Source organism: Streptosporangium sp. NPDC050855 (assembly GCF_044456585.1).
Taxonomy (GTDB): Bacteria; Actinomycetota; Actinomycetes; order Streptosporangiales; family Streptosporangiaceae; genus Streptosporangium; species Streptosporangium longisporum.
This window is the reverse complement of record NZ_JBITFY010000011.1, coordinates 63,804-85,361: the sequence shown is the minus strand read 5'-3', so window position 1 is coordinate 85,361 and position 21,558 is coordinate 63,804. Positions and strand designations below refer to the sequence as shown.

The 21,558-nt window shown below is 69.8% G+C and carries 15 protein-coding genes; 8 read left to right on the top strand and 7 right to left on the bottom strand.

All coding sequences use genetic code 11. The annotated features are described in order from the left end of the window. Nucleotides 1-122 precede the first annotated feature (122 nt). Both ACIBCT_RS22435 and ACIBCT_RS22430 read left to right on the top strand, forming a co-directional pair. Nucleotides 123-1,583 (top strand): NAD-dependent succinate-semialdehyde dehydrogenase, encoded by a 1,461-nt coding sequence (locus ACIBCT_RS22435; protein ID WP_399191426.1) that lies wholly within the window; start codon nt 123-125, stop codon nt 1,581-1,583. A 135-nt stretch (nt 1,584-1,718) separates the two neighbouring features. After that, complete coding sequence (locus tag ACIBCT_RS22430; protein ID WP_399191424.1) at nt 1,719-2,975, top strand: iron-containing alcohol dehydrogenase; 1,257 nt, start codon at nt 1,719-1,721, stop codon at nt 2,973-2,975. 309 nt (nt 2,976-3,284) lie between these two features. On the opposite strand, the gene ACIBCT_RS22425 is transcribed toward ACIBCT_RS22430, so the two are convergent. The 6 genes from ACIBCT_RS22425 to ACIBCT_RS22400 form a co-directional block, all read right to left on the bottom strand. Then, the gene (locus ACIBCT_RS22425; RefSeq protein WP_399191422.1) at nt 3,285-5,078 is read right to left on the bottom strand and encodes an RICIN domain-containing protein; all 1,794 of its coding nucleotides are present in this window, start codon (nt 5,076-5,078) and stop codon (nt 3,285-3,287) included. 75 nt (nt 5,079-5,153) lie between these two features. Continuing rightward, on the bottom strand, nt 5,154-7,289 hold the full coding sequence (locus tag ACIBCT_RS22420; RefSeq protein WP_399191421.1) for a beta-galactosidase: 2,136 nt from the start codon (nt 7,287-7,289) through the stop codon (nt 5,154-5,156). 41 nt (nt 7,290-7,330) lie between these two features. Beyond that, complete coding sequence (locus tag ACIBCT_RS22415; RefSeq protein ID WP_399191419.1) at nt 7,331-8,242, bottom strand: carbohydrate ABC transporter permease; 912 nt, start codon at nt 8,240-8,242, stop codon at nt 7,331-7,333. After that, nucleotides 8,239-9,177, bottom strand: coding sequence for a carbohydrate ABC transporter permease (locus ACIBCT_RS22410; RefSeq protein WP_399191417.1), 939 nt, complete (start codon nt 9,175-9,177; stop codon nt 8,239-8,241). Before ACIBCT_RS22410 ends, ACIBCT_RS22415 begins: the two co-directional genes overlap by 4 nt. An 80-nt stretch (nt 9,178-9,257) precedes the next feature. After that, the gene (locus tag ACIBCT_RS22405) at nt 9,258-10,604 is read right to left on the bottom strand and encodes an extracellular solute-binding protein (protein WP_399191415.1); all 1,347 of its coding nucleotides are present in this window, start codon (nt 10,602-10,604) and stop codon (nt 9,258-9,260) included. Between the two features lie 313 nt (nt 10,605-10,917). Next, a complete protein-coding gene (locus ACIBCT_RS22400) occupies nt 10,918-11,949 on the bottom strand; it encodes a LacI family DNA-binding transcriptional regulator (RefSeq protein ID WP_399191413.1) in 1,032 nt (343 codons plus the stop codon). A gap of 1,018 nt (nt 11,950-12,967) precedes the next feature. On the opposite strand from ACIBCT_RS22400, the gene ACIBCT_RS22395 reads away from it, so the two are divergent. From ACIBCT_RS22395 to ACIBCT_RS22380, 4 genes are all read left to right on the top strand, one after another. After that, the gene (locus ACIBCT_RS22395) at nt 12,968-15,082 is read left to right on the top strand and encodes a beta-galactosidase (RefSeq protein WP_399191411.1); all 2,115 of its coding nucleotides are present in this window, start codon (nt 12,968-12,970) and stop codon (nt 15,080-15,082) included. Nucleotides 15,083-15,709: 627 nt separating this feature from the next. Then, nucleotides 15,710-16,186: an STAS domain-containing protein gene (locus tag ACIBCT_RS22390; RefSeq protein WP_399191409.1), complete on the top strand. Its 477-nt coding sequence runs from the start codon at nt 15,710-15,712 to the stop codon at nt 16,184-16,186. A 318-nt stretch (nt 16,187-16,504) separates the two neighbouring features. After that, nucleotides 16,505-16,930: an Hsp20/alpha crystallin family protein gene (locus tag ACIBCT_RS22385; protein ID WP_399191832.1), complete on the top strand. Its 426-nt coding sequence runs from the start codon at nt 16,505-16,507 to the stop codon at nt 16,928-16,930. A 177-nt stretch (nt 16,931-17,107) separates the two neighbouring features. Next, a complete protein-coding gene (locus ACIBCT_RS22380; protein WP_399191407.1) occupies nt 17,108-17,986 on the top strand; it encodes a mechanosensitive ion channel domain-containing protein in 879 nt (292 codons plus the stop codon). Nucleotides 17,987-18,812: 826 nt separating this feature from the next. Here ACIBCT_RS22380 and ACIBCT_RS22375 read toward each other — a convergent pair. Then, nucleotides 18,813-19,592 carry a CAP domain-containing protein gene (locus ACIBCT_RS22375; RefSeq protein WP_399191405.1) on the bottom strand — a complete coding sequence of 260 codons (780 nt, stop codon included), beginning with the start codon at nt 19,590-19,592 and terminating at the stop codon, nt 18,813-18,815. A gap of 473 nt (nt 19,593-20,065) precedes the next feature. On the opposite strand from ACIBCT_RS22375, the gene ACIBCT_RS22370 reads away from it, so the two are divergent. Both ACIBCT_RS22370 and ACIBCT_RS22365 read left to right on the top strand, forming a co-directional pair. Next, nucleotides 20,066-20,524 (top strand): hypothetical protein, encoded by a 459-nt coding sequence (locus tag ACIBCT_RS22370; RefSeq protein ID WP_399191403.1) that lies wholly within the window; start codon nt 20,066-20,068, stop codon nt 20,522-20,524. Continuing rightward, the gene (locus ACIBCT_RS22365) at nt 20,449-21,417 is read left to right on the top strand and encodes a DUF1524 domain-containing protein (protein ID WP_399191401.1); all 969 of its coding nucleotides are present in this window, start codon (nt 20,449-20,451) and stop codon (nt 21,415-21,417) included. The genes ACIBCT_RS22370 and ACIBCT_RS22365 overlap by 76 nt, the downstream gene beginning before the upstream one ends. The last annotated feature ends 141 nt before the right edge of the window (nt 21,418-21,558 follow it).

Genomic DNA, 21,558 nt, shown 5'->3' with positions numbered 1-21,558 from the left:
CCACGTCCGACCCGCTCGGCACCCTCGGCCCCGACGAGGCCGTGCGACCCGTTCGTCACGGCGCGTGGCGCGATCACCGAGGTCACGCCGGACATCACCAAGGACACACAGGAGACGACGCGATGAACGACCCGATGAACGTCCTGGCCCCCGAGCACCGGCGGCTCCGGATCGGCGACGCCTGGCGCGACGCCGCCGACGGAGCCACCTTCGCCGTCGAGGACCCGGCCACCGGCAAGACCATCGCCGAGGTGGCGGACGCCGGAGTCGCCGACGGGCTCGCCGCTCTGGACGCGGCGAGCAGGGCGATGGCGCAGTGGGCGGCGACCCCGCCGCGAAAACGGTCGGAGTTGCTGACCGCGACGTACCGGGCACTGACCGGGCGATCCGAGGAGGTCGCCCGGCTGATAACGCTCGAGATGGGCAAGCCGCTCGCCGAGGCCCGGGGAGAGGTGGCCTACGGCGCCGAGTTCTTCCGCTGGTTCGCCGAGGAGGCGGTGCGCGTCGAGGGGCGCTACAACACCGCCCCCGCGGGTGGATATCGCATCCTTACCGTGCCGAAGCCGGTCGGACCGTGCGTCTTCGTGACGCCCTGGAACTTCCCGCTGGCCATGGGCGCCCGCAAGATCGCTCCTGCGCTGGCGGCGGGCTGCACGACGATCACCAAGCCGGCGGCCCAGACGCCGCTCACCATGCTGCTTCTGGCCCGCATCATGGAGGAGGTCGGCGTCCCCCCGGGCGTCGTCAACGTCGTGACGACCGGGCGTGCCGGCGAGGTGGTCTCGGCACTGCTGGCCGACCGCCGGACCCGCAAGCTCTCGTTCACCGGGTCGACCGAGGTCGGTCGCGTGCTGCTACGACAGGCGGCCGACAACGTGCTGCGCACCTCCATGGAACTGGGCGGCAACGCGGCCCTGATCGTGTGTGCCGACGCGGACCTGGACGTCGCGCTCGACGGTGCCATGGTGGCCAAGATGCGCAACATCGGGGAGTCCTGCATCGCGGCCAACCGGATCTACGTCGAGGAGCCGGTGCGCGAGGAGTTCACGGCGCGCTTCGCCGAGCGGATGGGCGCGCTCTCGGTGGGCCATGGTCTCGACGACGGCGTGGACGTCGGGGCGTTGATCGACGAGGCCTCGGTCGCCAAGATCGACGAGCTGGTCGCCGACGCGGTGGATCGCGGCGCCCGCGTCCTGGTGGGCGGCGGGCGCCCGGACGGGCCGGGCCACTTCTACCCGCCCACGGTCCTCGTCGACGTGCCCGAGGACGCGCGGATACTGGCGGCGGAGATCTTCGGCCCGGTGGCGCCGATCATCTCGTTCACGTCCGACGACGAGGTGATGGCGAAGGCCAACGACACCGAGCACGGCCTGGTCGGATACGTCTTCACCCGTGACCTCCGGCGGGCGCTCCGGTTCACCGAGGGGCTCCAGACGGGCATGGTCGGCGTCAACCGTGGCCTGATCTCGGACCCGTCGGCTCCGTTCGGAGGCGTGAAGCAGTCCGGGATCGGCAAGGAGGGGTCGCACGAGGGCATCCTCGAGTACCTCGACGTCACCTACGCGGCGATCGACCTGCCGTGACCGGCCCGCCGCTCCGGGTGCCCGCCGAGGATCACCGCGCCCTGTGCGCACACGACCTGACCGGCCTCCGCCCGTGGGGCGGGCCCCGGCCCTCCGCCCGGCACATCACCGCCGACGTTCCAGAGAGGCACCGACATGCTTGAGACCGTCCGCGGACCACGCCAGCTGATGGTGGGCGAAGGGGTCGCGCAGAACATCCCGCGAGTGGTGGCCGAGTGCGGCTCGCGCGTCCTCATCGTGACCGACCGGGTTCTGCTGGGGCAGCCGGGCGTGGCCGGGATCGTGGCCGCCGTGCGGGAGAAGGCCGACGTCGTCGGGGTGTTCGCCGACGCGACCCCGGACGTGCCGCTCGCCGACGTCGCCCTGGCCGTCTCGGCCGCCGCGGAGGTGGACGCCGACGTGATCCTCGCCATCGGGGGTGGCACGGTGATCGACCTCGCCAAAATCGTCGGCGTCATCCGGCGCCACGGCGGGACGCCGCGCGACTTCTACGGCGAGTCGAAGGTGCCGGGGCCGACGTTTCCTCTCGTCGCGGTCCCGACGACGTCAGGCACCGGCTCCGAGCTCACGCCCGTCTCGGTGCTGACCGACCCGGACCGCGCGCTGAAGGTGGGGGTCTCCAGCGTCCACATCGTGCCCGACTTCGCCATCGTCGACCCCGAGCTCACCTACACCTGCCCCGCGACCGTCACCGCCCACTCCGGCATCGACGCGTTCTGTCACGCGGTGGAGAGCTACACCGCGCGACCCCGGGCCCACGGACCGCGCGACCCGGTGGAGCAGGTCTTCCTCGGCCGCAACCCGATCACCGATCACTACGCGCTCCTGGCCGCGGAGCGGATCGCCCGCAGCCTGCCCCGTGTCGTCAGGGACGGAGGAGACAAGGACGCGCGCGCGGACATGTCCTACGGGTCCATGCTGGCCGGGCTCGCGTTCTCCCACGCGGGCAACGCGGCTCCGCACGCGCTCCAGTACCCCATCGGCGCGGCCACCCACACGCCGCACGGCCTGGGCGTCGGGCTGCTGCTGCCCTACGCGCTGGACGCGGCCAGGGACGCCGTCGGCGACCGGCTGGCCGTCCTCGCCAGGGTGTGCGGGCTCGACGTGACCGGCGCCTCGGACGCCGAGGCCGCGGACACGTTCCTCACCTGGCTCGACGGGCTCCTCGCCGACATCGGCATCCCCGCCACCCTGGCGGACATCGGCGTGGCGCGCGCCGACCTCCCGCGCTTCGCGGAGATGGCCGGTGGCGTCACCCGCCTGATCCAGAACCATCCGGGCCCGACCGACACCGCCAGCCTGACCGCGATCCTCGAAGCGGCCTGGGCCGGGGACCGGAGCCGGCACGTCCTGGCTCCGGAGCGGAGAACGTCGTCATTCCGCTGCGGATAGATCAGGTCGATCGCACCACAGCCTTGCGACTCGGGCACGTCCGCGGATGAGCCCGGTGAGCTGATCCCGCCGCCACCTGGCGAGGAACAGGTGGCCGGTGCATGCCTGGCCGACACGAGCGATTCGGCGCTCGCTCTGGCTCGCCGGACCTGAGCCGGTGTGCGGAGGACCCGGAGATCCGCAGAGACACCACTGATCGAACATCCCCTCGTGGCTCGGCGGCCGGGCTGCGCGACCAGGGGGAGGACCACGCGCCGAAGCCCGATGGTCTTCCCCCCCGGCGCTGAAGGGAGCGAGATCGTACGGGGACTAGCTCGACACCTGGACCAGAGACCACTGCTGTTCGGGCCGGTTCTCGTCCGGCCACTGGATGACCTGGCCGCCGTCAGCAGTGGATCCACCCGCGACACTCAGCAGCTTGCCGCTGTGCCGGGCACGGATTTCGTAGTGGGCACCGACCGGTTCGAGGGTGAAGGCCTGGTCGAACGCGTTGTTCTGCACCCACAGCGCAGCACGTGCGGCATCGGCCGTGCTCGCCTGCCAGATGGAGACGGCCCGGCCGCTGTTGCGGTTGAGGAGCGTCCGGTGGCCTCCACCGACATCGGTGACATGCCAATGTTGGTTGTGGCCGCCGTTGTCGGTCCACTGCACGAGGTCGGTGCCGTCGGCCAGACCGGCGCCGAACGCGTCGAGGACCTTGCCGCTCTGCCGGTTGACCAGCTTGTAGTAGGCCCCGGTGGAACGTCCGAAGTCGATGTCGGCGTGTCGGAGGTTGTTGAACCCGGCGATGATCAGCACCCGGCCGGTCCGGGGAACATAGGTCAGGTTGCGGAAGTATCCGCCCTCGATGGTGGTGTGCTGCCGGGTCCAGGCGCCGGTGCTGCTGCCGCTGGGGTTGGTCCACACGTCGCCGCTGCCGGCGGCGTTGAACACTAGGCGGCCGTCGGGAAGCCGGATGATCACCGGGCTTCCGCCCGTCGTGAGCGCGGGGGAGCCGGCCGTGACCGGAAGTGCGGTGATGTCGGTTCCGGCCGCGCCGCCGACGGAGAAGAAGTCGAGCGGGTTCGACGAGATCTTGTAGCGGACGTTGTCGCCGCCGCCGAAGTACTCGTACGTCATCATCCACCGGCCGTCGGTGGTCTGCACCACGTTGGGCATGCCGGGACGGCCGCCCCCGATCTGGGTGACGCCGCCGACGTTCTGGGTGAGGCCGGCGACGTCGACCACCGGTGCGCTCCATGGGCTGGCGGTGTTGCCGTTCCAGGTTCGATGCGCGATGACCTGCCCGTGCGAGTCGCCCGCCGTGGCGTTGTCGCCCCGCATCGTCAAGACGCCCGTGGACGGGTTGTGGCCGGTGAAGTCGTTCTCGTCGGAGTAGTAGGCGACGAGCCGGTTGTCGTACACCATCAGGTAGGGCTCCCACACGGGGTCGACCTGCCGGTAGGTGTTGGCGCGGGCGATGCGCTGGCCGATGGCGCCGGCGCTGCCGCCCTGCCAGCCGCCCGTCGTGACGATGTTGAGGAAGTTCCAGGACGCGCCCTGGTTCGTGCTCGCGTAGAGGGCGATCGCCATGTCGCGGCGGTCGCCGTCGTTGGTCGGCACCCAGCCGGGGTCGGCGGCCCTCTGTTCGGTGTAGTAGACGTCTTCGCCGGTGACCACCGTGGACAGCAGCAACGTGCCCGCGGTCAGATCGCCGACGTTCTGGGGCAGGACGTAGAAGTACGGGCTCGCCCAGTTGCTCGTGTACTTCGCGTGCGCGGGGTTGCTCGACATGTACGCCGGTGCCCGGACGTCGGACAGCCACTGCCAGGTCGTGCCGTCGTCGTCACTTCTGTAGACCGGGATGACCTGACCGGCCGCCGTGCCCGACGGACCGACGGTCGCCTTCTCGAACGCGGAGACCAGGCGGCCGCCCGGCAGCGCCGCCGCCTTCGGAACCGCCGCGCAGTTGCCGAAGCCCTTGGTGCACTGCGCGTCGCCGGGCAGCTGGTAGAGCGTCCGAGGTGTCGGGCTGACGGCATGGGCCGGGATGGACGCCAGGATCAACAGCACTGCCGCCAACCCTGCGGTGATCACCCTGCCGAGCCATTTCCTTGTGGTCACGGTGCCTCCTGTGGGGGATGTCTCAGGACCTGGATCGTGAAGCCGTGTCCTGGTAGGTGCCTTCGTGGGAGATCTTCAGCCGGGGAGGTGGGGTGTGGTCACGAGCACCCGCACGTCCCAGGGGCCGAGGTCCAATGCCGTGCCGGCGGGGACGGACGCGCCGTCCAGGACGTCGGCCAGGTGGGCGGGAGCCTCGACACGGGCGGGTTCCCAGCTCCAGTTGTGCACCACGTGGACGCGGCGCCCGTCGGGAGAGGTCCCGGTGGTCGCGGTGACGGATGCGGGCACGTCGGACCACCCGCCGACCGGGGTCGGTGCGAGCCACCGGGCCAGGGCGCGGGCGAGGTCGCGGCCGGGCACGGTGCCGACGTAGGTGACGCGGCCCGTGCCGTGGCGGCGGGTCGTGATCGCCGGCCAGCGGCCGAAGTGCGGGTGGTCGTAGGTGGCGAGCACGTCGGCGTCGACGACGGTGAGGCCGTCGACCCAGTGTGTCGCGGCCGCACCGGCCGGCAGGTCGAGCGCGCCGCCGGGAACGGCGCGTACCGGCAGGTCGCGCGTGAGGTTGCTGAACTCGTCGTAACGCACGCCCGCCGCGGTGACCAGCCGTGCGGGCGCCGGCTCGTGCCGGGCGCGGGCCTCGTGGTCGGCGTAGCCGGTGCGCGGGCCGAGAACCAGGTGGCCGCCCGCGTGCGCGTAGGCGGCGAGCCGGTCGATCGTCACGTCGTCGGCGATGTACAGCGCCGGGACCAGAAGAACCGGATGGCGTCGCACGGCCTCCTCGGCCGGCATCCCGTGCAGCCGGCGGGCGTGGACGATGCGCACCTGGCGGCCCGCGTCGAAGGCGCCGCGGTAGAAGGGGTCGAAGATGCGGTGGTAGGCGGCGGGGTCGGGATCGCCGTCGGCGGTCGCCAGCGGCGGGTGCCGCTGCATGAGCCATTTGCTCGGCGTCGAGTAGACCAGGGCGATGTCGGTGTCCGGTTCCAGCCCGGCGACGAGCGGGCCGGCGGTGTCGAACTCGGCGCCCAGGCGGGCCAGCTCGGCGTAGGTGCGGCCGGGCAGGCCACTGTGCGGCAGGACGCCACCCCAGTAGGTCTCGGCACCGAAACGCAACGTCCGCCACTGCCAGTACTCGATCATGCGGGCACCACGGGCGACGTGGGCCCAGGCGGCCTGCCGCCACTGGCCGTCGAAGGCGGGGCGGTTGTCCCAGGCGAAGCCGATGGAGGCCGCGTTGGTCTCGGTGACCAGGAACGGTGCCTGGCGGGAGGCGAACATCCAGTCCGCGGTCCGGTACATCGCCCACACCCCGGTGGTCTTCCAGGTCTGCTCGTGCTCGTCGGGAGTGGGGTCGGGGAGTGCCAGGCCGTCCTGCATGTCGTAGTACGGGTTGCCCGCGGCGATGTCGAGCCGCTCGGCGAGCCGGTCGTCCTGCACGCCTTGGCGGGTGTAGGAGATGCAGGTGGTGACGAACTGTTCGGGGCGGGCGTACTCGCGGACGACGTCGGCCTGCCAGCCGATGAACCCGGTGACCTGGTCGGCCTGGAACCGCCGCCAGGCCAGGTCGTACTGGGGCTGGGCGTTGCCGTCGGGTGCCCAAAGGTCGGCCCAGGTGGACAGGCGGTGCGACCAGTAGACCAGGCCCCATTCGCGGTTGAGGGTCTCCACGTCGCCGTACCGTTCGCGCAGGTGGTCGAGGAAGCGCTGGAAGACGCCGTGGTTGTGGAGCAGGTGCAGGCCGGGTTCGTTGTCGACCTGGAAGCCGATGACCGCGGGGTGATCGGCGTACCGGGCGGTGATCGTGCGGATGACGCGCTCGGCGTGGAAGCGGAAGGCCGGATGGGTGAAGTCGACCTCCTGCCGGGCGCCCCAGCCGATGCGCCGCCCGGTGGCGTCCTCGCCGGTGATCTCCGGGTACAGCCGGGCCAGCCACGGCGGCACCGCGTAGGTCGGGGTGCCCAGGATGACGGAGATGCCGCGTTCGTGGGCGCCGTCGAGCACCGGCTGCAACCAGTCCAGGTCGAACCGCCCGTTCTCCGGCTCCCACGTGGACCAGACCGACTCGCCGACGCGGATGACGGTGAAGCGCGCTTCGGCCATCAGGTCGAGATCGGTCCTGAGCCGCTCGTCACGCTGAAGGCCGGGATCATGGGCGGGTTCGTACTCGTGGTAGTAGGCGGCGCCGAAGAGCACGCGGTCAGGCCAAGCGGCCATACGGGGAACCTCCGAAGGAGTGGGCGGGGCGGAGGGCGGGGTCACTGCTTGACGCCGCCGCCGGTCAGGCCGCTCTGCCAGTAGCGCTGCAGCGACAGGAAGGCCACCAGGAGCGGGGCGACGGACAGCAGGGAACCGGTCACGACGAGCGCGAGCATGTCGCCGTCGGCGCCGGAGCCGCCGCCGACGGCCTGGGACGCCCAGGAGGCCAGGCCGACCGTGATGGGGTACAGGTTCGGGTCGTTGAGCATGATGAGCGGCAGGAAGTAGTTGTTCCACGTGGAGACCAGCGTGAACAGCACGACCGTGACCAGGCCCGGAGCGAGCAGCCGCAGCACGATCCTGAAGAAGATCGCCGTCTCGCCGGCGCCGTCGACGCGGGCGGCCTCCAGGATGCTGTCCGGGACCGCGTCGGCGGCGTAGACCCGCATGAGGTAGAGGCCGAAGGGGCTGACCAGTGAGGGCAGGATGATCGCCCAGGGGGTGTTGACCAGGTCCACCTTGGCGAACAGCAGGTAGGTCGGGATGGCCAGGGCGGTGGTCGGCACCATGATCGCGCCGAGCACCAGGTTGAAGGCGGCGCGGTCACCGCGGAAGCGGAACTTGGCGAACCCGTAACCGGCGGACGCCGCCAGAAGCGCGGCGCCGAGCGCACTGACGACGGCGTACAGGACGGTGTTGAGCAACCAGCGGGTGAAGACGCCGTCGTCGTGGCCGAAGACCGCCGCGATGTTCGTCAGCGGTTGCGGGGCGTGGGAGAACCACAGGCCGAACGTGGTGAACAGGTCTTGAGTGCTTTTGGTCGAGGCGACCACCAGCCAGAACAACGGCAGCAGGAAGTAGCCCAGTGCGGCCAGCATGGCGATCGTCAGCGGGGTGCTGTACCGGCGGGTGGGTGCCGGGCGCCGGCGACGCGCGGGTGCGCGGTGTGTGACCGGCGTGCGGGAGGTCATGAGGTCCCCCTGCGGTTCGCGGTGAGCAGGACGGCGTAAGAGACGATCACGATGACCATGCCCAGCAGGAAGGAGATCGCGGCCGCGTAGTTGATCTGCTGGCTGGTGAAGGCCAGGGAGTAGGCGTAGAGATTGGCGGTGTAGGCACTGTCGATGACGTCCGGAGCCAGGCGTTGCAGCAGGTTCGGTTCGTTGAACAGCTGGAAGCTGCCGATGACGGAGAACACCAGGGCGAGCAGGAGCGCCGGCCGCAGAGCGGGCAGTTTGATGCTCCAGGCGATTCGCCAGGCGCCCGCGCCGTCCATCGCGGCGGCCTCGTACAGGTCCTGGGGTACGGCGCGCAGGGCGGCGTACAGGAGGATCATGTTGTAGCCGACGAACTCCCACGTCACGATGTTCGCCAGGCTGCCGAGCATCCACCCCTCGCTGAGGAATCGCGGGACCGGCAGCCCCAGTGTCTCGCCGAGCTGCGCGAACGGGCCGTAGTCCGGACCGTAGAGGTAGCCCCACATGAGCGAGGCGACCACGCTGGGGACGGCGTAGGGGACGAAGACACCCAGTCGCACCACGCGCGCCAGTCGCACCAGGCCGCTGTCGAGCGCGAGCGCGAACAGCAGCGCCAGCAGCAGCATCACCGGAACCTGGATCACGAAGAACGCCGCGACCCGTAGGACCCCCTTGATCAGAAGCGGGTCCTGGACGGCGGTGAGGTAGTTGTCCAGCCCGACGAACGTCGTGCCGCCGATGAGGCGGTTCTGGAACATGCTGAGGTAGGCGGCATAGCCGAGCGGGGTCAGGAAGAGCACGAGGAAGAGCACGAGGAACGGGGCGACGAACAGCGGCCCCGCCGCGCCGTTGCGCAGGCGCCTGCGGGTGGGACGTGCCGTTCGCGTCCGGCGCGCGTCCTCGTGCGAGGCCGCGGTCACGGCGGTCATCTTCGATCCTTTCCACGGTGGGAGGACTGGTCCCGACCGTCGGGGTTCCGTGCCCGCGCGCGCGGGACCCCGATGACGGTTCACTGCTCCTGGACGGTGAAGCCCTGGCTCTCGGCGAAGGTCGTGATCCGCGTCTGCCACTGGTCCAGCGCGGCGACCGTGTCGCTCTTGCCGGCCAGGGACTTGCCGACCGTCTCGGTCCAGTCGGTCACCACCCGGTCCAGGAACGGTGGCCACTGGAACGTGGAGTCGACCGTGTCGCTGATGTCGGCGAACACCTGGTTGACCTGCTGGCCGCCGTAGAAGGCGGGAGTCTCACCCACGTAGCCCGGGTCGGCGAGCAGCGCCTTGGTCGCCGGGAAGAGGAACTGCTCGGTGGCGAACAGCTTCGCGCTTTCCGGGTCGCTGTTGAGGAACTGCGCGAACCGCGCCGCGGCGATCGGGTTCTTGGTCGTCCTGGTGACCGCGCTGGTCGAGCCGCCCCAGTTGCCCGAGCTCGGCCTGGAGGCGTCCCACTGCGGCAGCGGGGCGGCCCGCCACTTGCCGGCGGTGGACTTGGCCGCGCCGGACAGGAAGACCGGCCCCCAGGCCGCGGTGATCCAGGTGGCGTACTTGCCCTTGTTCAGCGCGGAGTACCAGGCGTCGGTGAAGTCCGGCTCGACGCCGATGACCCCCTCCTTGGCCAGGGCGCCCCAGTACGTGCCGAGCTTCTTGGACGTCTCGTCGTTGACCCTGATGGCGATGTCGCTCTTGCCGGAGCCGGCGTAGGGCGTGGCTCCCGCCTGCCACAGCAGGCCGTGCCAGGCGGCGGCCTCGTTCGCGGCGAGGTTGGTCAGGTAGACGTCCGGGTCGGCGGCGTGCAGCGTGCGGGCCGCGGCGGCGAACTCTTCCCACGTCTTCGGCACGGGAATCCTGTGCTTGTCGAAGATGTCCTTGCGGTACAGCATGCCCATCGGGCCGGTGTCCTGCGGGATCGCCCACACCTCGCCGCGTGCGCCGCTGACCTGGCTCCACGTCCAGTCCACGAACGTGTTCTTCAGTGCCCCCGCGCCGTAGGGCCGCAGGTCCAGCAGGCTGTCGGTGATCGTGAACGTCGGGATGTACTGGTACTCGATCTGGACCACGTCCGGGGCGCCGGTGCCGGCCTGCAACGCGGTACGGAGTTTGGTGTACTGCGGTACGCCCTGGCCCGCGTTGACGATCTTGACTTTGACGGCCGGGTACTTCTTCTCGAACAGCGCGACCTCCTGGGCGATGTCCGGGGCCCAGGTCCAGAACGTCAGCTCGGTCGGCGTCGACATGGCCTTGTCGATCTCGGCCTGACTCACCGGCCCAGGGGCGGAGGAGGCAGAGCCGCCCGTTGCGCCGTTGCCGGCGCCGGTGCCGGCGGTGCCGCCGCAGGCGGCCAGCGCCACGCACAACGACATCGCTCCGGCCGTGGTGAGAAGGAGCCGACGGTTTACCGGGGGGTGACCGGGGTGAGGCATGGGGGACTCCCGTCGATGGGAAGGGGGAACCGGCACGTCCGGCCAGGGCATGCGGGCCGGTGCGTGCGCGGGATGAGGGGTGAAGATGTGACCGGCAGGGCGGAAGGACCGGCGTTCTTCGGATCACGACCGGCGAACGCCGTTCAGAGAGCTTCCGCCGTCATGGAAGTGGCCGGCGGAGCAGGGGGGATGATGCGGTACTTCGTAAGGCCGGGCGCGGCCCGGAGGGGACGGGTGCGCCGGTCGACGGCGATCAGCGAGAGGTCGCGCGCCGGCGGCCCGGGGTCCTCCGGGACGGGGGCGCGGTCGAACTGCGGACGACGAGCTCGACCGGTTGGTCGGCCGCCGGCGGAAGGTCTACGTCGGGCTTTTCGATGGTATGGATCAGGAGCTTGATCCCCTCCTGCGCGGCGGCGTCGAACGGCTGGCGCACCGTGGTCAGCGGGGGAGTGATGTAGGCCGCGACCGGGTTGTCGTCGAAACCGACGACGCTGACGTCCTGCGGTATCCGCCGACCGGCTTCGACCAGCGCGCGGATCACGCCGATGGCCATCTCGTCACCTGCGACGAACACCGCGGTCACATCGCTGTCACCGGCCAGCTCGCGACCCGCGACGTATCCGGAGGCGGCAGACCAGTCGCCCTCGACGACAGCCGGCTCGTTCAGGCCGTGCGCACGCAACGCAGCCCGCCATCCCTCCAGGCGGTCCCTGGCGGCGTACCACCGCTGCGGACCGGCGACATGATGGACGGTCGCGTGTCCCAGGTCCAGCAGGTGCTCGGTGGCCGCCCGCGCCAGCGCGTGGGAACCGACCCCTACGGTGACCGCCTGGGAGGCGGCGAAGGACGGTGGCGCGCCGAGGAAGAGGACCGGCACGTCGACGCGGACGTAGACGAGGCCCTCATCGATCGGCTCGGAGATGACGATGCCGTCCACGCCCTGTTCCAGCAGCGACGTCACGGCGCCGGCGATCCCCGCCGGGTCGCCTTCCATCGTGCTGGCCACACGCAGCGCGTAACCGGCGTCGCGAAGAGCTCGCTCCACGGACACCAGCAGCGAGGCGGGCCCGTACCCGGCTGTGCCGAGCGTCACCACACCGACCGTACGGGTGCGGCCGGAGGCCAGCGCCCTGGCCGCGTTGTTCAACCGGTAACCGAGCTGCCCGGCGGCGTTCAGAACGCGTTGACGAACCTCGGCCGAGACGTACGGCTCGTCGTTGAGAACTCTGGACACCGTTTTCTGCGAGACTCCGGCCAGGCGGGCCACGTCCACGCTGCGGGGCACCGAGGAGCCTCCACTCCCTCTGGTCTGTGGTGCCATGGTCTCTCCCAGTGGACGTCTGCCCGAGAATGTCTGACTGCGGAGACATGTCTACGCAATCAGCGAGCCACGGTCAAGCTTCGCAATGCATCTGTGACCTGCCCGTGAGTGCGGTCGACCGCCCGAACGACGCGGCAGCCAGCAAACGCGCTGCACGCGGCCGGGGAAGTCGTCTCACCACTCTTGACGCTGACCGTGTTTACGTTAACACTTCCTCACATCCCGCTTTTGTTTGCTGGTGACGCCGTTGCGGCCGACGCGGTGCCCAGCGCCGGCAGAAAAGAGGCCGCCCCATGAACAGATCCATCGCCCTCCCTGGGGCCCTTCGCCGTCGCAAGAGAACCGGTGGCCGTCACGACCCAGGAGGAACACGGACGCAACCAGGTCATGACTACGCAGTCAAAACCGTCATGCGCCAAGCTCGGTGAGTCGTGAGAGGACACCGGCTCGGCCAGGTCCCGCCCCGCATCGCCTCGCATCGCCCAGGACACACCGCAGCCGTTCGCCGGGCGGCCTGCTCACCCGTCGCCTGAAGGGCGTCGCCCCCACCGGCTGACGTCCCCCCTGCTACGGACACCGCTGTCCCCGCCCATGGGCATGTCCCGCCAGAGGCGACGGCGACAGCACCTTCTCTTCCCTGAACGACGTCATGGGAGCCCATCCATGTCCATCACATCGACGGTGACGCGGCACCGGGTCCGCATCGCTCTACCCTCGGGGGCCGCGCCCGGCCCTGATCAACAGACACAGCGGCCTGCGGCCGGGGGTCGCGCAGTCCTCCACCGCCAACGGTGCGCCCGTCGTCCAGTGGAACGACGTCGGTCTCGACGACCAGCGCCGGCAGATCGTCCGGGTCAACTGACCCGCTGAGAAAGAAGGCGCGACAGCCCCCGCTGTCCCCGCTCGCTCCGGGTCCGCCGACCGTGATCCGGCGGGCCCGGAGCGTTGTGGCCTGTCTGCATCTACGAAGGAGACGCCTACCTTGACGCATCGCATCCCCATCGACACCCCCCTCGGCACCGATCCCACCCTGGCGGGCGACGGGGCACCGGAGCGTGGTCACCGACCCGGAACGGACGGTCCGACGACCGGGGCGCTGCGGGTGCCGGGCATCGCCTACGGCGGTGACTACAACCCCGAGCAGTGGCCCGAGGACGTCTGGGCCGAGGACATGCGCCTCATGCGCGAGGCCGGTGTGACGATGGTCAGTGTCGGCATCTTCTCCTGGGCGCTGCTGGAGCCCTCCGAGGGCCGATACGACTTCTCCCGGATGGACCGGATCCTGGATCTGCTGCACGACAACGGCATCGCGGCCGACCTGGCCACGCCCACGGCCGCGCCGCCCGCCTGGTTCTTCCGCGCCCATCCCGATGCGCTGCCGGTCGACCGCGACGGCCGCCTCCTGTGGCCCGGCAGCCGCCAGACGTTCTGCCCCAGCAATCCCGCCTACCGGCAGGCGGCCCTGCGCATCGCCGGGGCGCTCGCCGGACGGTACGCCGGTCACCCCGCCCTCGCCATGTGGCACGTGCACAACGAATACGGCTGCCACAACGCCGCCTGCTACTGCGACACCAGCGCCACCGCCTTCCGCACCTGGCTGCGCGCCCGCTACGACGACGACCTCCGCGCCCTCAACCACGCGTGGGGCACCGCTTTCTGGAGCCAGTGGTACTACTCCTGGGAGGAGATCCTGCCGCCCCGCGCGACCGGCGCCGATCCCAACCCGGCCCATCGGCTCGACTGGCGGCGCTTCTGCTCCGACGAACTGCTCTCGCTGTACACCTCCGAACGCGAGGTGTTGCGCCGGGCCGCCCCCGGCATCCCCGTCACGACCAACTTCATGGTCATGCGCACGTTCGACGCCCTGGACTACTGGCGCTGGGCCCCCCACCTGGACGTCGTCTCCAACGACCACTACCTGATCTCCGACGACCCCGACCCTCAACTCGACATCGCCCTCAGCGGCGACCTCGTACGGTCGCTCGCCGGCGGCCGTCCTTGGCTGCTGATGGAGCACTCCACCGGCGCCGTCAACTGGCAGCACGTCAACCGCGCCAAGCGGCCGGGAGAGATGTACCGCAACGCACTGGCACACGTCGCCCACGGCGCCGACGGCATCGCCTTCTTCCAGTGGCGGGCGGCCAAAGCGGGCGCCGAACAATGGCACTCGGCGATGCTGCCCCACGCGGGCACCGACAGCCGCATCTGGCAGGACGTCGTCCGCCTCGGCGCCGACCTGAAGGCCCTGGGCGAGGTGCGCGGCAGCACCAGCGCCGCCCACGTCGCCATCGTCTGGGACTGGGACGCTCGCTGGGCCCTCGAACTGCCCTCCCAGCCCAATGGTGAACTGCGCTACCAGGACCTGGTGCGGGACTGGTACGCGCCGCTGTGGCGAGCGGGCATCACCATCGACTTCGTCCGCCCTGAGGACCCCGGACTCGACCGGTACCGGCTGGTGCTCGTCCCCAGCCTGTACCTGGCCGACGACGCCGGCGCCGCGAATCTCACCGGGTTCGCCGAGCGTGGCGGCACCCTGGCCGTCGGCTTCCACAGCGGCGCGGTCGACGAGAACTGCCACATCCGCCTGGACGGCTACCCGGGCGCCTTCCGCGAGGTCCTCGGCGTGCGTACCGACGAGCTCTTCCCACTGCTGCCCGGTGAGACCGTCGGCCTCACCGGTGACGTACCGCCCGGCGCGACGGCCGGTCTGTGGTCAGAACGGGTCCGGCTCACCGGCGCCGCGGCCATCGTCAGCTACGCCGACGGCCCGCTGGCCGGCGTACCCGCCGTCACCCGTCGCACCTGCGGGAGCGGGGCCGCCTGGTACCTGGCCACCCGTCCCGACCCCGGCACCCTGGCGGCCCTGCTCCACCGCATCAGCCAGGAGGCAGGCATACGCCCGGAGCGCGAACTCCCCGGCGGAGTCGAGACGGTCCGGCGCCGCGGCACCGACGCGGACTACCTGTTCCTGATCGACCACGCCGGAGCAGGCGCCGAGGTCGGCGCCGACGGCGTCGAACTCCTGACCGGCAAACCGGTCTGCGGCTCGGTCACCGTCCCCGCCGGAGGCGTCGCGGTCGTCCGCGAACCGCACTGACCGGCGCGCACGCCGGTCGTCCGCGGAGTTCGACAGCGGCGCGCCGTGAGCGACCGCGTAAGCTCCAACGGTTCAATGCGGTGATGTGCGGTTTCGTATCGGCGGTCCGTGGCGGGATCCCGGGCGGGTGCACCTCGGACCGGGGCGCGGTCACCCGCCGACGTCACCCGCCGGCGCCGCCCGAGAGCGGCGATGCCAGATCCGCGTGATGGGTCCGGCGGGTCCGGTCGTGGCGGGTGAAGACGTCCAGCAGCATGCCGATGGGCACGTCCGCCTCGGTGGGATAGCGGAAACGGCGGTCGGGGTCGATGGTGTAGTGGTTGCGGCGGCCGACTGATGACGGCCGCGATGTCGCGCAACCGCGCCTGCGGGTCGCGGGCGATCTCCAGCAGGACCCGGGCATGGTGGGTCAGAAAGGTCCACGAGGACGAAGGTTGATCGGGACTGTCGGCGGCCACGTCACACCCTTTCCGCGTCGCCGGGGCAGATCGCCTTGGAACGGACGGCTACGGACACCAGCACAGGAAGAAGGATACCGGAAACATCTTTCGTGTATCCTCTTTCCGGCGTAAAGTGGAGGGGCCGGATTCACCGGCGCACATCAGGGCAGGCAAGGGGATCGATCACATGGCTGTCGTGCAGCACCGGCCCTCGCCGGTCGCCTCGCCGGTCTTCTCGCCGTGCCGGGCGACACCGGCCGCAGGCCCCGCCGGGCCGCGACGAACGCCCGAAGGCGAGACCGTGACCGTCAACGTGCAGGAGCAGGCCGTCTCCGGTGGGCGTCGGGTCGAGGCCGTGCTCTACCTCGATCGCGTCCTGCGCATCGGTTACGACCCGGCCCCGCCCGGAGGCCTGGCCCGGCTGGTCGGCGAACTCGACGCCACCAACACCCGCGCGGTGGCCCAGACCCTGACCCGGGCCCGCACGGCAGAGGCCCCCCTCGTCGTCGACGTCAGCCGGTTGACGTTCGTCGACCTCGGCGGCCTGCGCATGCTGACCGGCCTGTGCCGCGACGGCGAAGCCCGTCTGAGCGGCGTGCCGGCCCGGATGAACCGCCTGCTCAGGCTCCTGGACCAGGCAGAGGCCCTCGACAAGTGCGCATGACGGCACTCGGCCGGCGTGCCGGGTGGCATCGGAGGGACGCCATCACCGGCGTGCGAGGGGGAGGGGCGCCGGTCCGGAGTCCGGCGCGTCCGTAGTCGCGCAGGTGTGCGCCCCGGCACCGGCCGGTCCGTCCGACCCGAAGATCGGATGCGGGCGCCCGGCAAGGCCCGGCCGTCAGCCTTCGAAAAGACGGCAGCGTCAAGTTTGACAGTGACACGAGCATGTTGTATCGGTGGAAGTACGTTGAGTCGAGGGCACTCAACACCGGGCATCCCGGTACCGAGGCTTTGGTGAAGGAGCACCAAGGAGGAAATGACCATGCTGATGCGTACCGATCCCTTCCGCGACATCGACCACATTTTCGAGCAGCTCGTCGGCACCGTGAGCCGGCCCGCGGTGATGCACGTCGACGCGGAACGCGACGGCGACTGGTTCGACGTCCACTTCGACCTGCCCGGCGTCGACCCCGACTCGATCGACGTCACCGTCGAGCGCAACGTGCTGACGGTCAAGGCCCAGCGGCAGCGCCGAAGCAGGGACGGCGTGGAGAGCGTGATCTCCGAGCGGCCGATGGGAGTGTTCAGCCGGCAGCTGTTCCTGGGCGACACCCTCGACACCGACAGGCTCGAAGCCGTCTACGACGCCGGTGTGCTGAGCTTACGCATCCCGGTGTCGGACAAGGCCAGGCCCCGCAAGATCAGCATCAGAAGCGGCAACGGCGACCGCAAGCAGATCACGGGCTGACCCGCGCCGCGCTCACCGCGCTCATCCGTGAGCCCTATCCCTGGTCACCTCCGAAGCGGTCCGGTGCCCTCACCCGGGGGGCCGGACCGCGAACCGGCCACGCGCGCCGGCCCGCTCGCGTCCTGCGCGCCGTCGCCGGACCCACATCCGTCACAGTCTGGACCCGAAGAACACACCATGCTCGACCCGCAAGAACCCACCCTGGTGCTCGACCCGCGAGAACACACCGCGGCACGACCCGTTCCCCAGCCCGGCACCGAACGCTCCTCGTCGCATGTCTCGGGCGAGGCGCGTACACCCCTGCCCGTACCCGGCCGGCAGCCCGCGGCGCTGACCATGCTCGCCGTCGTCGCCGCGGTCATCGCATCCGCCGGCGACCTGCGCTCACCGGACCTGAGCGCCCGGCTGCTGTGCGCCGCGGGCGCCGCCGTCTTCATCGTCTCCGCCACCATGGCGGTCCTGCGCGGCGCCACCTGGCTGCGCACCCGCACAGCCGCCCGTATCGGCGAGACGCACGCCAGCGTCGTGCGCATCCTCGCCGTCGTGACCGGCGCCGCAGGCACCCTCCTGCTCACCTTGGGCCTGCTCGCCGTACCGGTGGGGCAGCTGCTGCTCGGTGGCGCGCTCACCGGCGCCCTGCTGGGCATCGCCGGCCAGCAGACCCTGGCCAACCTCATCGCCGGCGTCGTCCTGCTGTTCACCCGCACCGTCAGCGTCGGCGACCACATCCGGCTGCACTCGGGCACCCTGGGGGGCACCTTCGAAGGTACCGTCACCGAGATCGGCCTCATCCACGTGCACCTGCGCACCCCCGACGCCCCACTGGCGATACCCAACACCCAGCTGCTGAGCGCCGCCATCGCCGTGGTGCACCCCCACACCGTCCCGCCCGCCACCACCTCCACCGCACGACCGCGCCGCCGCGGCATCCGCCGCCGTCAGCCCCACCCCGCCAGGGAACCCGCCACACCTCACACCACCCGCATCCTGCCCGCCGTCCACCAGACATCCCTCACCGACAGCGCGCACAACCGCCCCACAGCGACGAACAGCTAGAAATGCGCACCCCTGACGAGTCCGGGATCGGTCCGAACCACCGTCTGCGAACGTCACAGCGTGGATCGGTCACCTACGGTGCAGTTCCGTGCCCGATCGGATCGATCGTCACCTCGGGCCTCTCACTCCGCGGCCGGAACCGATCGCCGAGCAGACATACATCGTAACCGTGGGGGACGGGGAGTGGTTCTCACGTACGCGAGGGGAGGGGAGACCACGCCGTGAGGGGTGCAGGGAGAGGGCAGCGTGCCGATGGTCACCGTCGTCTGTCGTCGGTGTCGCCACGGGATCGGGTGTGCCGGCTTCTGCCGCGATCGGCGGTCAGCCGGTGACCGTACGTTCATTTCATTATAAATCTACATTGTAAAGGGCAAGGGAAAATTCAAAATTGAGTAAATGCAACAAGGACTAAAGACAGAACATCGACAAACAAGGGCCGACCGCTTCACCGGGTCCTCCCACAATGCGCGACCACCTCATCGAGGGCGACCCGGGGTTCGATGTCGTAGAAGTCGGACTGGGTGCCCTGGGTCCACAGGATGTCCTCGGGTCCGCCAGGTCGGCGTGGAAGCGACGCGCCTTCTGGGCCGGGTGATCTGCGGGGTCGACGCGACGGAGTCGTAGGTGAGCCGGTCCGGCCAGGCCATCACGGCGAAGCGATTCGGCCAGGAGGAGATGCCGCGGCGGGCAGGGTTGAGACAGAAGTCGATGTCGTACGGCATGGCGGCGCAGGGTCCGTGGTGCCGGCGACCGGTACGCAGTCGACCGGTGCCGCCCGGTCGCAGGCCGCTCAGCGCGGGTGACAGAAGTCAGATGATGAACAACGTCAGTCGCAGCGCCCGAACATCTGCACGTAGGTGACGGCCGGGGTGATGGATCCGGCAGCCCGGTCCGCGCTTCCCCAGGCTGTTCTGGTGTACACCTCGGTGAAGGCCGGGTTGAGGATGGCGTCGCGGTGTGGCGTGCTGTTCATCCACCAGGTGACGGCCGCTCGTGGCGTGACGGAAGAGGTCCCCCATCCCGCATAGGTGTTCTCGCCGATGGAGAACGATGCGCAGCGGCGACCGTAGCCCACCGCCTGGGCGCGGCTGAGCGGGGTCGAGTCGGTCTGCGGGTTGATGTGCGGGTCGCACTGGCCGGGGTTGCCCTTCACCGGCCGGCAGTCCTTGCCCGGCTCCGCCTTTCCCCACCAGCGCAGTTCGACGGCGGCCGCGGCGTGAGCCGCTGTGGCGGCGCTGAGGTTGAGGGATCCCTTCCTGCCCAGCGCGACGTATCTCTTCAGCGGTCGCAGGTTGGTCCGTTCGGCGTTGATCAGGCACAGGACCGCTGTCTCGATGGTGGTCGCCTGCGCCCTGAAGATGGCGCGTCCCGGACCGGTGTCGGGGAACGCGGATCGGGGCCGGTGGACGAAGTCGATGTTGGCGCAGGTTCCAGCGCCTTTCAACGGTGGGGCCGCGGCGGCTGCCGGCGGTGCCGGCGAAACGGTGCCGGTCAGGCTCAGTAGGACGGCACCGGTCACGGTGAGGGCGGTCTGTCGGCGACGTGACGGGGGGCCGTCGGGCACGAGTCGCTGTTGCTTGCGGGGGAGGTGGGAGAGGCTGCTCATGGGGGGCTCCTTGGCTTCGGTGTCTTTCAGTGGTATGCCGGAGTCCTTACAGATGTCTTGCGATGTCCTTGAAAACCCTTAGAGCCTGCATGGGTTGGATAGGCGACATTTAGGGTGTCGGCAAAACTCGTGCAGCCAGGTACACGCGATTGGGTTCGCCCAGCTCGGCGGTGGCCCTACTGATCGGTGGGGAGTGTGCGGTTTCGTGCCGATGCGGGGCCGCGGTGAGTGGCCACGACGTGAGGTGGTGCTGCGCGAGGGGAAGGTACGGCTGCGTTTCGACGAGGAGTCCTGCCCGGCAGAGCCCGCTGTCCTGGAGCGCGCCTTCGAGGCCGGCCGGGCACACAGCTGGAGCGGGGTCACCGTCCAGCCGCAGGAGTGCGTCGACACCCTCCAGACCTGGCTGGCCGCCCCCCCGCGGCTCCTGCCTGCTGTCCGTCGACGGGCAGGACGAAGAGCCAGCCGACGCCCTGGTGAACCCGGCCGTCCCCTCGGCGTGCAACGCCGTCGTCGACGAAGACGGCTTCGCCTACCTCACCATGCGAAAGCCGGGCGAGGACACCGTCGAGCTTGGCGTCCACGCGTTCGGCCCGAACGCGAACGTCCTGGCGACCATGCTGGCCGACCTCGTGCGAGTATGGGACTGCGATCACCGCCACGGGCCCGGCCCGCAGTACACCATCTCCCCGGCACATATGGATGATCACGTCCTTGATGGTGCGGAGGCAAAAGACAAGGCCGGCCGCATCGCGGCCTACATCGACCGCGGGTACGTGCTGAGGATCCTAGGTGACCTCCCGGTTCAGCAACGAGATCTCATGGAGGCGACAGGCGCTCTCCTGGTAGGTCTTCGCGGATGCCGAACCGCCGACGATGTCAGTGCCGTGCTCGCCGCCCAGGTCCGGGGGAAGAGCGCGAGTATGCCGTCTTGAATGGTTTCGGCCTGCGTGGCACCAACCGCGGTCAGGTGAAGTACCTGCTGGCGAGGTTGACCGCTTTCGTCCAGCAAGGGTGTGGGCAGCGTGGTGACGTCTCCGACCACCTCGACGACGCACTCCCGTACCAGATGGAGCATCTGTTCGCGAACAAACCGGAGCGGCATCGGGACGAGATCCCGGACGCTCTTCGTTTCCGCTCCTTGCGCAACCAGCTCGGAGGGCTGGTCCTGCTGCCCGACAAGGACAACGCGAGTCTCGGCGCGCTGCCTTATGACGAAAAGGTCGAGCTTTACGGACGTCACAACGTTCTTGTCGGTGTGCTCGACCAGAGGTACCAGCGCCGATTCCCAGGACTACGTGAGTTCGTCAAGGCGCACAAGGTGGACGGCTTCATGCGGCCTTTCGTGGCCAGGACGCCCATGGCCACCATCGTTCAGACGCGGCAGGAGCTGTACCTGCGGTTGTGTTCCAGGATCTGGTCCTTCGACCGGCTGGGGTTCAGTGCCGCCGACCAGGCGAAGTTCTCCGATCCCTTCCTCAAGCCCGATGCCGGCGAGGTTGTGCCCACTGCACGAAAGACACGTCTGCGGACGGACGTCGCGCGTATGGTCGCGGCAGGTGTCATCGAGCCGGGTACGCGCATCGTCTTCACCCACCTGGGCTCCGGCCACTGGGCACAGATCAACGACGAGGGACGGATCACGCTGGAGAGCACAGGCGACATCTACAGCAAGATCGACGAGGCCGGAGCGTTCGTGCGCGAGACACGCACCTGCGACGGCATGGGAATGTGGTGCGTCACGCGCGAGGACGGCGAAGTGATCTCGCTCAGAGCTCTGCGTGACCGGGCCGTCGCGGCAGGCATTCTGACGGGCCGTCGCACGTAAAGATCATATCTACCGAACCAGGTAACTCCACTCAAACGGTCTTGGCGAGGAGAGTCACATCGGCTCGGCCTGGCCGTCGGTCGCGCCGTCGGTGAAGCTTTTGGCCGCTTGCATTCATACCTGCCGATGACGTTATCGCTG